Source organism: Amycolatopsis saalfeldensis (assembly GCF_900110575.1).
Classification (GTDB): domain Bacteria; phylum Actinomycetota; class Actinomycetes; order Mycobacteriales; family Pseudonocardiaceae; genus Amycolatopsis; species Amycolatopsis saalfeldensis.
Genome location: NZ_FOEF01000003.1, coordinates 599,686 through 613,664, shown reverse-complemented (window position 1 = coordinate 613,664; position 13,979 = coordinate 599,686). Strand labels below are relative to the sequence as shown.

Sequence of the window (13,979 nt, the reverse complement as noted above, 5' to 3'; positions counted from 1 at the left end):
CACTCGTGAGCTGCGGGTAGCCGGCAGCAGACCTTGGAGGACGACGATGTCCGCACCGCCCCCCGCCACACCCTCCCCCGCCGCGCAGCCGCGTCCGGCGGTCCCGGAGCCCCGGACCGGCGCCCCGCACAGTCCCGACCTCGCCAAGGTGCGCGCCGCGGTGCGCGGCGGGACGCTCGCCTACTTCGTCGACCAGTTCGACATCTACCTGCCGATCGTGGTGCTGGCGCCGGCGACGGCCTACTTCCAGGCGGCGAACCTGAGCCTGAGCACCACCGCCCTGCTCTCGTCGCTGGTGTTCGCCTCGACCCTCATCGGCCGCCCGCTCGGCGCGGTGATCTTCGGCCACTTCGCCGACACCGTCGGGCGCAAGCGCACGACGCTGGTCGCGGTCGGCGGCTTCGGCGTGATCACCCTGGTCACCGCCTGCCTGCCGGGCCAGGAGACGATCGGCATGTGGTCGGTCGGCCTGCTGATCGCGTTGCGGTTCGTCGACGGGATCTTCCTCGGCGGCGAGTACACGACCGCGGTGCCGTTGGCGATGGAGTGGAGCCCGAAGCACAAACGCGGCCTGTACGCCTCGATCATCACCTCGACCTCCCCCGCCGCGTACGCGGTGATCGCCGCGATCACGCTGGCGCTGCTGGCATTCATGCCGTCGGCCGGGCTCCACAGCGCGTACGTGCAGTGGGGCTGGCGGGTGCCGTTCCTGGCCGGCGCGGTGCTGGCGGCCGTGCTGTTCCGCTACTACCTCAAGCAGGTGCACGAGCCGCCGTCCGAGCTGACCGGCGAGAAGCACAAGCTGCCGCTGGTCCGCCTGGTCTCGCGGTACCCGAAGGCGCTGGCGCAGGTCTTCGTGCTGATGACCGGCACCTGGCTGGCGACCAACATGGAAGCCGCCGTGACCCCGGCGCAGCTGAAGTCGCACCTGCTGCTGTCCAGCTCGCAGGTCACGCTGACCATGCTGGTGATCAACGCCGCCGCCGCGCTGTCCTACCCGCTGCTCGGCATCCTGTCGCAGCGCATCGGGCGAAGGCGCTTCTACATCGGCTACGGCCTGGCGGTCGCGGTGATCGGCGCGGGCTCGTACACGCTGCTGATGGTGTCCCGCGGCGGATTCGGCGCGGCGCTCGGCTGGGGGGTGCTGATCGGCGTCTTCACCGTCGGCACCTTCGGCCCGATCGCGGCGTACCTGACCGAGCGGTTCCCGGCGAGCATCCGGTCCACCGGCTACGGCGTCGGCTACAGCCTCGCGCTGATCGCGCCCGCCTTCTACCAGTTCTACCTCCAGCAGTTCGACGGCGTCATGCCCGCGCACCTCGCCCCCGGCGTGCTGATCGTGCTGGCCGGCGTGCTGATCTGCGTCGGCGGCTTCCTCGGCCCGGAGACCAAGGACGTCGACATGGACGACGACAGCACGATCCCGGCACTGTCCTGAATGGACGGACGCACGGAGGTCGGCGGCCTCGTCACCGCCAACCCGGTGTGGGTCGGCTCGTCCGAGCTGACCATGACCCGCGAAGGCCTGATCGCCTGCGTGGACGCGGGCGCCGGGGCGGTGGTGGCGAAGTCGGTGAACGAGAGCGCCGCCGCCCGGCGCCAGCTGGACATCGCGGACTACGCCTTCGTCTCCGGCGACGGGCGGGTCCGGCCCGCGGGCTCGGCGCGGCCCGGCGACGGCCTGCTGAACCGCTCCGGGCTGGCGCAGGTGGACCTGGACGACTGGCTCGACATCCTGGCCGCGGGCGCCGGGCACGGCGCGGCCCGCGGCTGCCCGGTGATCGGCAGCATCACCCTCGCCGACGCGGGCGCGGCCGCCCGCATCGGACGGGCGATGGCGGAAGTCGTGCCCGCCGTCGAGCTCAACATCGGCGCCCCGCACGGCCGTGAGGCGAGCGCGGTGCGGCAACTGACCGAAGTGGACGCGGTCCACGACGCGGTGCGGACCGTGCGGGCCGCCGTCGACGTGCCGTTGTTCGTCAAGCTGCCCGGGCAGGCGTCCGACGTCGTCGCGCTGGCCCGGGCCGCGCGGTCGGCCGGCGCGGACGCGGTCGGGCTGGTCGGCCGTTACCCGGGTTTCCTGCCCGACCTCGAGGGCGGCGCGGCGCTCGGGTCCTGGGGCGCCTGGAGCTCACCGGGCTGCCTGCCGATGAGCCTGTACTGGGTCGGCAAAACCTATGCGGCACTGGACGTTCCGCTGATCGGCACCAACGGCGCGCGCACCGTGACCGACGTGCTGCGGTTCCTCGCCGCGGGCGCCCGCGCCGTCGAGGTCGTCACCGCATTGTGGATCGGCGGGCCCGCGGTGCTCACGGGACTGGTCGCCGGGGTGAGGGCCTATCTCGGTGGTGGCGCGGAAGAATTCGTCGGCAGCGCGCTCGCCAGGACCCGCTCGTACGCGGACGTCCCGCCGGTGCGGCCGCCCGCGTGGCTGCCCTACACCGCGCGCTGGTCGGGCCGGTAGTACCCGCCCAGCTCCTCGGTGAGCTCGCGCGCGGCGCCCACGACCACGCGCAGTTCCGGGGCGTCGTCGGACATCGACAGCGTGTTGTCCGGGCCGACAATGGCGATGGTGGCGCAGATGCCGTACTCGTCGAACACCGGCGCGGCCACCGCGACGACGCCGGGGGTGCTCATCGCGGAGCAGTGGCCGACGGCGCGGACCCGCTCGACGTCGGCGCGCAGCTCGTCCCGGGCCGGGCCGGAAAGGTTGGCCATCAGGCGCTCCATGGACAGCTGGTCGGCGTGGTAGGCGAGGAAGACCTTGCTCTGCGCGGTGTCCAGCGGCAGGTGGCTGCCGACCCGCACGGACACCACCACGATGGTGGAGACGTTTTCCTCGACCCGGGAGACCACCGGGCCGGTGAGGCCCCAGAGGCTGAGAACCACGCTGGTCTGCGTGGCGCGGGAAAGCGCTTGCATGTGCCGCGGCGCCAGGCTGATCACGCGCCGGTGGCCGATGGCGAAGGCGCCCAGCTGCAGCAGCAGCCCGCCGGGCACGTAACCGCCCTCGGCGCTGCGCTCGAGCAACCCGGCGGCCACCAGCGAAGTGCAGTAGCGGTAAGCGGTGGTGCGATTGAGCCCGAGCCGCTCGGCGACCGCCGCCGCGGTCACCTCCGGCGTCGCCGGGTCGAACAGCGAAAGGATCTGGCTGACCCGGCTGACGGCCTGGATGTCCGCCTGGTCGCCACGATCCGCGCGGCCCCCCTCCGGCGCCCGCGTCGACTTGGTCACGGGACTCTCCCTTCGGGTGTTGCTCCTGGGCTTGAAGACGATGTTCACTTCGTGAACGCGCCTGTCAGGCTACCCGACGGCACTGCTGCGCACGGCCGTGGCGGCCAAGGTGGTGTACGGCAGGGTGAAACCGCCGCCGAGTCCGTCGATGGCGGCGCCGACCACGTGCAGCACCTCGGCCAGCCGGTCCGGCGGCAGGCGGGTGAGGACGCCGGTGGTCGGCAGGTGGTCGAGCCACTCGTCGCGGGTGTAGGACTGCTCCCAGTCGAACCGCCACTGCTCCGGTTCGCCGAAGCCGCCCGCCTCGCGGAAACCGTCGGCCGCGTGGGCGAACATCGCCTGGTAGGTCTCCAGCGGGGTCCGGGACGGCGCGGAGTTCAGCGGCGAGTCCGGCACCAGCCGCCGGTAGACCTCGGCGAAGGCCGCCTGGACCTCGGGCGGGGCGGCGAACACGTGGCCGAACACCGCCAGCCGGCCGCCGGGCCGCAGGACGCGGGCCGCCTTGGCCGCGCCCGCGACCGGGTCCACCCAGTGCCAGGACTGCCCGGCGACCACCGCGTCGAACACCCGCCCGGCCGGCTCCCAGGTTTCGAACTTCGCCACCTCGGCCTCGACCCCGGTCCCCCGCGCGAACTCCGCCATCCGCGCGTCCGGGTCGACGCCCAGCACCGCGCACCCCGCCGCCTGGAACTGGCGGGCGCCGATGCCGGTGCCGCAGCCGACGTCGAGGACGTCACGCCCGGGACTGGCGCTGACGATCCGCTGCACCAGCGCGTCCGGATAACGGGGCCGGGCCCGGTCGTACCGCGCGGGATCCACGCCGAACGACTCGGCCATGCCGCGGTGCTGGTGCGACTCGGCGGGCGGCGGGGTCGGCTCCGGTAAAGTGGGCATGCGCCCACCATAGTGGGCACGTGCCCACTCAAACAAGGCGGAGGCCAGACCAGTGCCGACCGGGATCCACATCCGCGACGCTCGCCAGCAGCTTTTCGTTGCCGCGCAACGGGTTTTGCTGCGCGACGGGCCGGAGGCGCTGACCAGCCGCGCGGTGACGGCCGAGGCCGGGGTCGCCAAGGGCGTCCTGCACCGGCACTTCCCCGACTTCGACGCCTTCCTCGCCGAACTCGTGCGCGACCGCGTCGCCCGGGTCGAGGACCAGGCCGCGCTCCTGCGGGCGTCGGCCGGGATCGGCAGCGTCGCCGGCAACGTCGCCAACGCGTTGACGGAGTTGTTCGACCCGCTCGTCGTGGCCATCGTCAGCCTCGTCATCTTCCGCGACGAGCTGCGTGCCCGGCTGCGCGAAACCGGCCCGGCCCAAGGCATCCCGGTCCTCGTCGAAGCGAGCGCCATGCTCGCCGCCTACCTCACCGGCGAGCGCGAACTGGGCCGCATCGCCGCCGACGCCGACACCGCGTCACTGGCCCTCTCGCTGACCGGCGCCGGGCATCTCCTGTTCGCCGCCGGAGACCGGCTGGACAGCGCCCAGCCGGAAGACGTCGGCAAGGTCGTGACCGCAGTCCTCGCCGACGTCCTCCAGCGACGCCTCCGCTGAGATCACTCCCGGGCCGAAGAGCCCCGCTGTGGCGTTTGAGGGCGGTGGTGACCGGCCACGTTCTGGAAGCCCCGTCGCCGCCAGGACATCGCCAAGACCCAGCGGTTCACCAAGCGTCAGTAAGTCACTGTCACCGGCGCATGGACGTCACGCCGGGGCAGCTCCACTGTCAGCTTGTGCGCCGCGGCGTCCCAGTGCCAGGCGGACGACGGCAGCTTCCGCCCGTCCGCGGTCACCTGCGCCGGGGCCGTGGCCCCCAGGATCGACACCGTCCACACGCGACTCTTCGGCTGTCCCGCGAACGATCCCCTGGCCCCGTCGATCCGGACGCTGTGCCCGCTCGCGTGGACCGCCGTGGTCGAGTTCTGCTTCGCGTTGGTGCCATTGTCCTCGTACAGGCTGAACGTGCCGGGCGCGCCGGCCGCCACGGTCAGGGTGACGCGGTCGAGCGGGTTCTGGACGTCGTTGGCGACATGATTGGTCCGCGTCGCCACGATCCCGCCCGCGCGGACGAACACCGGCATCGAGCCGAGGCCGGTGGTCACGTCCTGCGTGGTGCCGCCCGCGTAGGTCCGGCCGGTGAAGTAGTCGGTCCACTGCCCCGGCGGGAACCAGACCGAGGTGGTCGCCGACGAGCCCGGGGTGGTCACCGGCGCGACCAGCATGTCCGGGCCGTAGAGGTACTCACTGCCCGCGGTCGCGTAGGCGTTCTCCTCCTCCGGGTACTGGAGGTAGGCCGGGCGGACGACGGGGACGCCGGTCGCGGCCGCCTGCTGGGCCAGCGTGTAGGTGTAGGGCACGAGGTCTTCGCGCAGCACCAGGAACTTCTCCGCCGACGCCTTCGCCTCGGCCCCGTACTGCCAGGGCAGCCGGTCGCTGTGGTTGCTGTGCAGGCGGTCCACCGGCTGGAAGGTGCCGAGCTGCACCCAGCGCGCGTACATGTCGTCGGGCAGCTTGGTGCTCTGGTGCGTCTGCCCGCCGCTGACGTAGGTCTCGGAGCCCGGCAGGCCGGTGGTGTCCACGTGGCCGCCGATGTCGTGGCTGATCGCGGACATCCCGGTGGCCACCGCCTCCCCTGGCGTGTAGCCGACCTCGGCCTTCAGCGTGCCCCAGGTCGACGCGGTGTCCCCGGTGAAGTGGATGGTGCTGCGCTTGTCCGCCCACGGCCCGGTCGGCAGGGCGCCCGGGTTGCCGTAACCGCCGGCCTGCAGCGAGCCGTACGCGCGGGAGATGACGAACCCGCGGCCGACGGTCTTGTCGGCGTCGGTGGCGTACTGCTGGTTGATCCACGCGTCGGGGGTGACGCCGTCCAAAGAGGACTGCGAGTTGTCACAGCACCAGTCGAGCCACCAGAAGTCGTTGCCCTGGGCCTCCATCTCCTGGTGCAGGTCCAGGTACGCCTTGAGCTGGTCCGGGTCGCCCCAGTCGAAGGCGTGGCAGTCGCCACCGCAGCCGGCCAGCTTGCCCTTCGCGGTGGCCTGCGCCTGCGCGAACTTCGGGTCGGAGCTCTTGATGCTGGGGTGGATGTTGAGCGTGTTGTGCAGCCCCTGTGACGCCGACCAGTCGAAGAAGCCCTTGGGGTCGGGGAACTTCGTGCGGTCCATCGACCAGCCGTCCCAGGTGTCGGGTGCCTTGAAGTCGGTGTCGGTGACCAGCACGTCCAGCGGCACGTTTTCGGCGCGGAAGCGCGGCAGGATGGTGTCGCGGTAGTCGGCCGCGGTGCGGTCGAAGTACTCGGAGTACCAGACGCCGTACGCCCAGCGCGGCAGCAGCTCCGGCGGTCCGGTCAGGGTGGCGAGGTCGCCGAGGCCCTGCTGGTAGTCGTGGCCGTAGCCGAACAGGTAACCGTCCTGATAGGACTGCCCGCCGTGCCCGGGCCGCGGGGTGACCTGGCGGGTGGCCGGGTCGTACAGCGCTGAAGCGGTGTCGTCCAGCAGGTACCAGCCGTCGCGGTTCAGCAGGCCCGGCGTGGTGCCCGGGGCGCCGTTGTCACCGTTGTAGCCGTCGAGCCCGCGACGGTAGCCGCCGAGCGCCAGGTGCGGCGCCGGAGCGGGCGCGCCGGCCGCCGTCACGGCGACCGTGTCGAGGTTGACGTGGCAGGAGACGGCGTCCGGGCAGCCGAACACGAGGTCGTTCGCGCCGGCCTTGAGCGGGACCGTCACCGAGGCGGTGGCCCAGGTGTCCCAGTCCTTCGTGGCGGGCAAGGTCAGCTGCTGTGTCGCACCGCCGGCCGAGACGGTCGCGGTCCGGTCCTGGTGGAGGCCGTCGCCGCCGAGGCCGTTGGCGTAGCGGACCTGCACCGCGTACGTGCCGTCCGCGGGCACGTTCACCACCGGCTCGGTCAGGCCCGCGCCCTGGTTCAGCCCGGCGAGGAAACCGTTGCCGGAGAAGCCCTGGTGGTCGGTCGCACGGCTGGCCGACCCGGCCGGGCGCCCCACCTCGGCCTCGCAGGAGGTCCCGAAAGGACAGTCGGTGACCGCCCGCGCGGCGGCGGACGGGTACGGCGCGTCCGGGGCCACCAGCGCGACGCTGTCGACGTTCACGTTGCCGGAGTCGGCGGCCGTGCGGGTCAGCGTGATCGTGTGGCGGCCGGCGGCGAGCGAGAGCTTCGCGGCGACGAGCGCCCAGGTGTCCCAGGTGTCGGTGGGCGGCAGGCTCACCGTCCGGTTCGCCCCGCCGTCGACCGAAAGCGAGAGCGTGCGCGTCGTGTGCTGGCCGTCCCCGGCGACGGCGTTCGCGTACCGCAGGTCGAACTGGTACGTGCCCGCGGTCGCGACGTCGACGTCCGCGGAGGCCCGGCTCCCCTGGCCCTGGAACCCGGCCAGGAAGCCGCTGCCCCCGTAGCCGGAGTGGTCGGTCGCGACGCTGACCCCGCCGTACGCCAGGTCCTCCGCCTCGCACAGCGCGCCGGCCGCGCAGATCAAGTGCTGCCACGGCGCCGCGGTCACCGGCTGCGCGCCGGCTTTGAGCCGCACGCTCAGGTTCTTCGCGGAGAACGGGCCGGAGCCCTTCTCGTAGGTCAGGGTCATCGCGCTGGTGCTGACGGTGAGCAGATCGCCGGAAACGCGGGTGGTGAACGGCGTCCGCCGGAAGGAGGAGCGGCCGATGGCGTTGAACGTCGCCTGATCGGTGAACTTGCCGTCGCCGGCGTACTCGGTCCGGATCAGCGTCGGGGAAAGGACGATGAACCGCGCGTCCCCGGCCGATACGGTCGCCGCCGCGAGCTGCGCGGCCGGGTCCGCCAGCGCGACGGCCGGCGCAGCTGTCACGGCGACCGCCACCGCGGCGGCCACCGCGATCTTTCTCCGAAGGGACCGGGCCAGCCGACGCACGGTGCGCGTTTTCACCGTTTGACTCCATCCCGGGGGCAGCCCCCGCGCTTTTACAACGTTGGAAATCCGCACCCAGAATCGCAGCGGGGGTCGGGCGCTGTCCAGCGCCGCCGGGGAAGCTGTCCGCCGTCCTGACAAACGATCAGGAATCGAGAAGCGCCGCCCCCGGGCCCCGCCTAGCGTTGGCGACCACAGAACCGACCACGAATCCAGGAGCCACTCATGGACGCCACCCCCGGCATCAAGACCGTGCTGCACCCCGTTTCCGACCTGGAGAAGGCCAAGGCCGTGTACACCGTGCTGCTCGGTGTCGAGCCGAGCGCCGACTCGCCCTACTACGTCGGGTTCGAGGCCGGCGGCCAGCACATCGGGCTCGTGCCCAAGGGCGGCCCGCAGGCCATGACCTCGCCGGTGGCCTACTGGGAGGTGGCCGACATCGAGGCGAAGCTGGCCGAGCTGACCGCCGCGGGCGCCACCGTGCAGGACGCCGCGCGCGAGGTCGGGCCCGGCCGCCGCGTGGCCACCGTCACCGACGCCGACGGCAACGTGCTCGGGCTACTCCAGGACAGCTGAGGACCCGCCCGGACCTGCTTAGATGAGCCAGCGACGTAGCACGAGACGGAGACACCGATGAGCAAGACCGCCAAGCCGGGCCCGCAGTCGGCGGCGCCGCACGAGGCCGACCGCCACGACCTGATCCGCGTGCACGGCGCCCGGGTGAACAACCTGAAGGACGTCAGCGTCGTGCTCCCGAAGCGGCGGCTGACGGTGTTCACCGGCGTCTCCGGCTCGGGCAAGAGCTCACTGGTGTTCAGCACGATCGCCGCGGAGTCGCAGCGGATGATCAACGAGACCTACAGCGCGTTCGTGCAGGGCTTCATGCCGGCGCTGGCGCGGCCCGACGTCGACGTCCTCGAAGGGCTGACCACGGCGATCATCGTCGACCAGCAGCGCATGGGCGCCGACCCGCGCTCCACCGTCGGCACCGCCACCGACGCGAACGCGATGCTGCGCATCCTGTTCAGCCGGCTCGGCACCCCGCACATCGGCTCGTCCCAGGCGTTTTCGTTCAACGTCGCTTCGATCAGCGGGGCGGGCGCGGTCACCGTGGAGCGCGCCGGGCGGAGCACGAAGGAACGCCGCAGCTTCAGCATCATCGGCGGCATGTGCCCGCGCTGCGAGGGCCGCGGCTCGGTCAACGACATCGACCTCACGCAGATCTACGACGAGGGCAAGTCGCTCAGCGAGGGCGCGCTCAGCGTCCCCGGCTACAGCATGGACGGCTGGTACGGCCGGATCTTCGGCGGCTCCGGCTTCTTCGACATGGACAAGCCGATCCGCAAGTTCACCAAGCGGGAGCTGCAGGACCTGCTCTACAAGGAGCCGACCAAGATCAAGGTCGACGGGATCAACCTGACCTACGAGGGGCTGATCCCGAAGCTGCAGAAGTCGATGCTGTCCAAGGACGTCGACTCCCTGCAGCCGCACATCCGCGCCTTCGTGGAGCGGGCGGTCACCTTCACCGTCTGCCCCGACTGCGACGGCACCCGCCTGAGCGAGCTGGCCCGCTCGTCGAAGATCAACGGCACCAGCATCGCCGACGCGTGCGCGATGCAGATCAGCGACCTCGCCGAGTGGGTGCGGAAGCTGGACGAGCCGTCGGTCGCGCCGCTGCTGGGCTCGCTGCGCCACACGCTGGACTCGTTCACCGAGATCGGTCTGGGCTACCTGAGCCTCGACCGCCCGGCGGGCACGCTCTCGGGCGGCGAAGCCCAGCGCACCAAGATGATCCGCCACCTCGGGTCGTCGCTCACCGACGTCACCTACGTGTTCGACGAGCCGACGATCGGGCTGCACCCGCACGACATCGAGCGGATGAACGCCCTGCTGCTCCAGCTGCGGGACAAGGGCAACACCGTGCTGGTCGTCGAGCACAAGCCGGAGGCGATCGCGATCGCCGACCACGTCGTCGACCTCGGTCCCGCCGCGGGCGCGGGCGGCGGGGAGGTGGTGTTCGAGGGCACCGTCGACGGGCTGCGGAACAGCGGGACCCTGACCGGGCGGCACCTCGACGACCGGGCGTCGCTGAAGCCGTCGGTGCGGAAGCCGACCGGGGCGCTGGAGGTCCGCGGCGCGGACACCCACAACCTGCAGAACGTCGACGTCGACCTGCCGCTCGGCGTGCTGACCGTGATCACCGGCGTGGCCGGGTCGGGCAAGAGCTCCCTGATCCACGGCTCGGTCGCGGAAGGCGAGGGCGTGGTGGCGGTCGACCAGACCCCCATCCGCGGTTCGCGGCGCAGCAACCCGGCGACCTACACCGGGCTGCTCGAGCCGATCCGCAAGGCGTTCGCCAAGGCCAACGGGGTGAAGCCGGCCCTGTTCAGCGCCAATTCCGAGGGTGCCTGCCCGGCCTGCAACGGCGCCGGCGTCATCTACACCGACCTGGCGATGATGGCCGGCGTCGCCACCACCTGCGAGGTGTGCGAGGGCCGGCGGTTCATGGCCGAGGTGCTCGAATACACCTTCGGCGGCAAGGACATCAGCCAGGTGCTCGCCATGCCGGTGGCCGAGGCGGCCGGGTTCTTCGGCGAGGGCGACGCGAAGATCCCGGCGGCGCACAAGATCCTCACCCACCTGTCCGACGTCGGGCTCGGCTACCTCAGCCTCGGCCAGCCGCTCACCACGCTGTCCGGCGGCGAGCGGCAGCGGCTCAAGCTGGCCACCCACATGACCGACAAGGCCGGCGTCTACATCCTCGACGAGCCGACCACCGGCCTCCACCTGGCCGACGTCGAGCAGCTGCTCGCCCTGCTCGACCGGCTCGTCGACGCGGGCAAGTCGGTGCTCGTGATCGAGCACCACCAGGCGGTGATGGCGCACGCCGACTGGATCATCGACCTCGGCCCCGGCGCCGGCCACGACGGCGGCCGGATCGTCTTCGAGGGCACGCCCGCCGAACTCGTGGCCGACCGCTCCACGCTCACCGGCGAGCACCTGGCCGCCTACGTCGGCGGCTGATGATCACCGAACGCGGCGGCCGGTAAGGTGGGCGGGAAATCGGCCGGCCGAGGGGAGAACGGCGGATGGTCACCCGCGCCGAGCGGAACGCGACGGATCCCGATCTGGGCGTGCTGGCGGGCCGGCTGCTGTTCGCGGTGCAGCGGGAGCTGTTCACCGAGCTGGCCGCACGGGGCTTCGACGACCTGAACCACCGCCACGGCGCCGTGCTCGCCTACCTCGACCCGGACGGCGTCCGCGCCACCGACCTGGCCCGGCTTTCGGGGCAGCACAAGCAGATCATCGGCACCCTGATCGACGAACTGGAAGCCCTCGGCTACGTCCGCCGGCGCCCCGACCCCCGCGACCGCCGCGCGAAGCTGGTCTGCCCCACCGCCCGCGGCCTGGCCCAGTCCGAGGCGGCGGACGCCATCATGGCGACCATCCAGCAACGCCACGCCCGCCGCCTCGGCCGCACGGAGTACGACCGCTTCAAGCAGCTGTTCACCGACATCACCGAACACCAGCGGCGGCACACCGGCACCTGATTCCGGGGCGGTCGCCGCGCGGCAGAACACGCTCGGCGAAAGCCCGGGGCCACGGTACCGTCGGGCAGATGGACACCTTGGCGGCCTTCCGCATCGTCCCGCTGTACCTGGCCCTCTTCGCGTGGCCAGTGCAGCCTCGCCGCGCGCGGTGAGCAATTCCCGTGGCGCGGGGACCCGGTGGACGGCAGCCGAAATCCCGGACCAGAGCGGGCGTACGGCCGTGGTCACCGGCGCCAACAGCGGGCTCGGGTACGAGACCTGCCGGGTGCTGGCGGCCCGCGGCGCGCACGTGGTCATGGCCTCGCGCGACGAAGGCCGGGGGCTCGCCGCGCTTGGGCGGTTGCGCGCAGAGGGCGCCGGGGAGTTGGAGATGCTGCGCCTCGACCTCGCGGACCTCGGCTCCGTGCGCGAGTTCGCCGCCACGCTCGGCGCGCGCGGGCGGCCGATCGATCTGCTGGTCAACAACGCGGGCATCGGGATGCCGGGGCGTTCGCTGACCGCGCAGGGGTTCGAGTCGCAGTTCGGGGTCAACCACCTCGGGCACTTCGCGCTGACCGGGTTGCTGCTGCCCCTGTTGCGGCGGGGCACCGGCGCTCGAGTCGTCACGGTCAGTTCGGAGGCCTACCGCGACGGGTCGATCGACTTCGACGACCTCCACGGCGCACGGGTGTACCGGCCGCTGAAGGCGTACCGGCAGTCCAAGTTCGCGAATGTCCTCTTCGGACTCGAGCTGGACCGGCGGCTGCGCGCGGACGCGGTGCCGGTGGCGAGTGTGCTGGCGCACCCGGGGTTCACCTCGACGAACCTGCCTTCGTCCGGTGCGCGCGGGTTCGCCGGGCTGCTGCTGCGCGTGGGCAACGCGCTGGTGGCGCAGCCGGTCGGGCGCGGCGCGGCGAGCCAGCTGCGCGCCGCGACCGCGCCGGACGTCGAGGGCGGCCAGTTCTTCGGGCCGGGCGGGCGCAGCGGGATGTACGGCCCGCCGGTCCCGCTGCGGCCCGGCCCCCGCGCCACCGACCCGGACGCCGCCGCGAGGCTCTGGGAGATCTCCGCGGAACTCACCGGCGTCCGGTACTCGTTCCGCTGACCGGCCGGGGCTCAGCCGAGCGCGCCGACCACCCGCTCCAGGACGGCGCTCGGGCTGGGCTGGGTGGCCATCTCGTCGCGGACCTGCGTGGCCGCGGTGCGGAAGGCCTCCTCCTCCAGCAGCCGCCCGACCATGGCGCGGACGGTGGCGACGTCCACAGTGGCCGGATCGTGGGTCAGGCCCACCCCGCGGTCGGCGACGCGCTGCGCCGACATCGGGTTGTCCGCGAACGCCGGCAGCACCAGCTGCGGGATCCCGTAGAACAGCGGCGCCGCGGTGGTGCCCGAGCCGCCGTGGTGCACGATCGCCGCGCAGGTCGGCAGGAACGCCGACAGCGGCAGGAAACCGACCGAGTCCACATTGGACGGCAGCTCGCCGAGGCCGGTCAGGTCGGCCGTGCCGGCGGCGAGCACCACGTCGACGTCCATCCCGCCGAGCGCCTCGATCACCACGCGCAGGCTGCTGACCCCGGACATCGCCGGCACCACCGTGCCGAGCGTGACCGCTACCCTCGGCCGCTCCGGGCGGTGCAGCGCCCACTCCGGGACCACGGTTCCGCCGTTGTAGGGCACGAACCGCATCGGCCACCACGGCACGCCGTCGCGCTCGTCGGCGTGCTCCTCGCCCGCGCCCATCCCGCCCATGCTGGGCGCCCGCGGGTCGATCCGCGCGACGACTTCCGCCTTGGCGTCACCGATCCCGAGCTTCTCCCGCATGATGACGCTGACCTCGTCCTCGCCGAACGGGTTGCGCCCGGCCTCGCGCCAGTCCATGTCCCGCATCGACCACGAGACGCGGTTGCCGACCTCCAGCGCCGGCACGCCGAGCGCCGCGGCCGCCAGCATCCCGGCGGCGTGGTCGGAGGTGTAGACGACCAGCTCGGCGCCGAACGCGCGGCCGGCCTTGATCGTCCCCTCGGTCATGGTCACCACGAACAGCCCGAACGGGTTGCCGGCCTCGCGCGCCAGCCGGTACTCCTCCGGCACGTCGTCGTTCGACCCGGCCCCCGGCCGGATCGACGACATCAGGTCGTGCCACACGTCGCGCTGCGGGAAGACGTCGCAGACCGGCAATCCGGCGCGGGCGCCCGCGTCGGTCATCTCGGACGTGGTGGCCAGCAGCACCTCGTGACCCGCGGCGCGCGCGGCCCAGATCAACGGGATCAGCGGCAGGGTCAGCCCGTAGCCGGGCGCGGAGCAGAACAGGATCTTCACCCACCCGAGCTTGCC

At 72.3% G+C, this 13,979-nt stretch carries 11 protein-coding genes; 7 read left to right on the top strand and 4 right to left on the bottom strand.

What is annotated here, in order from left to right:
* Window positions 1–46: 46 nt before the first annotated feature.
* Both BMY97_RS10435 and BMY97_RS10430 read left to right on the top strand, forming a co-directional pair.
* Window positions 47–1,438: an MFS transporter gene (locus BMY97_RS10435; RefSeq protein WP_091615990.1), complete on the top strand. Its 1,392-nt coding sequence runs from the start codon at window positions 47–49 to the stop codon at window positions 1,436–1,438.
* Window positions 1,439–2,464: a hypothetical protein gene (locus BMY97_RS10430; RefSeq protein WP_091615987.1), complete on the top strand. Its 1,026-nt coding sequence runs from the start codon at window positions 1,439–1,441 to the stop codon at window positions 2,462–2,464.
* Here the strand turns inward: BMY97_RS10430 and BMY97_RS10425 are convergent.
* Both BMY97_RS10425 and BMY97_RS10420 read right to left on the bottom strand, forming a co-directional pair.
* A complete protein-coding gene (locus BMY97_RS10425) occupies window positions 2,437–3,234 on the bottom strand; it encodes an IclR family transcriptional regulator (RefSeq protein WP_091615984.1) in 798 nt (265 codons plus the stop codon). The two genes, BMY97_RS10430 and BMY97_RS10425, sit on opposite strands and share 28 nt — an antisense overlap.
* 69 nt (window positions 3,235–3,303) lie before the next feature.
* Entirely contained in the window at window positions 3,304–4,071 is a 768-nt protein-coding gene (locus BMY97_RS10420) for a class I SAM-dependent methyltransferase (RefSeq protein WP_218156759.1), read from the bottom strand.
* A 109-nt stretch (window positions 4,072–4,180) separates the two neighbouring features.
* Between BMY97_RS10420 and BMY97_RS10415 the strand changes: the two genes are divergently transcribed.
* Entirely contained in the window at window positions 4,181–4,786 is a 606-nt protein-coding gene (locus BMY97_RS10415; RefSeq protein WP_091615979.1) for a TetR/AcrR family transcriptional regulator, read from the top strand.
* A 116-nt stretch (window positions 4,787–4,902) separates the two neighbouring features.
* Here BMY97_RS10415 and BMY97_RS10410 read toward each other — a convergent pair whose 3' ends face one another.
* The gene (locus BMY97_RS10410; RefSeq protein ID WP_091615976.1) at window positions 4,903–8,133 is read right to left on the bottom strand and encodes a TIM-barrel domain-containing protein; all 3,231 of its coding nucleotides are present in this window, start codon (window positions 8,131–8,133) and stop codon (window positions 4,903–4,905) included.
* Window positions 8,134–8,340: 207 nt separating this feature from the next.
* Here BMY97_RS10410 and BMY97_RS10405 point away from each other — a divergent pair, with 207 nt between their 5' ends.
* The 4 genes from BMY97_RS10405 to BMY97_RS10390 all read left to right on the top strand — a co-directional run bounded on the left by BMY97_RS10405 (window position 8,341) and on the right by BMY97_RS10390 (window position 12,750).
* Complete coding sequence (locus BMY97_RS10405; protein WP_091615974.1) at window positions 8,341–8,691, top strand: VOC family protein; 351 nt, start codon at window positions 8,341–8,343, stop codon at window positions 8,689–8,691.
* A 57-nt stretch (window positions 8,692–8,748) separates the two neighbouring features.
* The gene (locus BMY97_RS10400; protein WP_091615971.1) at window positions 8,749–11,139 is read left to right on the top strand and encodes an ATP-binding cassette domain-containing protein; all 2,391 of its coding nucleotides are present in this window, start codon (window positions 8,749–8,751) and stop codon (window positions 11,137–11,139) included.
* A 65-nt stretch (window positions 11,140–11,204) separates the two neighbouring features.
* Entirely contained in the window at window positions 11,205–11,666 is a 462-nt protein-coding gene (locus tag BMY97_RS10395; RefSeq protein WP_091615968.1) for a MarR family winged helix-turn-helix transcriptional regulator, read from the top strand.
* Window positions 11,667–11,787: 121 nt separating this feature from the next.
* Window positions 11,788–12,750, top strand: coding sequence for an oxidoreductase (locus BMY97_RS10390; RefSeq protein WP_245787248.1), 963 nt, complete (start codon window positions 11,788–11,790; stop codon window positions 12,748–12,750).
* Window positions 12,751–12,761: 11 nt separating this feature from the next.
* Here the strand turns inward: BMY97_RS10390 and BMY97_RS10385 are convergent, their stop codons facing one another.
* Window positions 12,762–13,964, bottom strand: a complete 1,203-nt coding sequence (locus tag BMY97_RS10385) for a nucleotide disphospho-sugar-binding domain-containing protein (RefSeq protein ID WP_177231261.1) — start codon at window positions 13,962–13,964, stop codon at window positions 12,762–12,764.
* Window positions 13,965–13,979 lie beyond the last annotated feature (15 nt).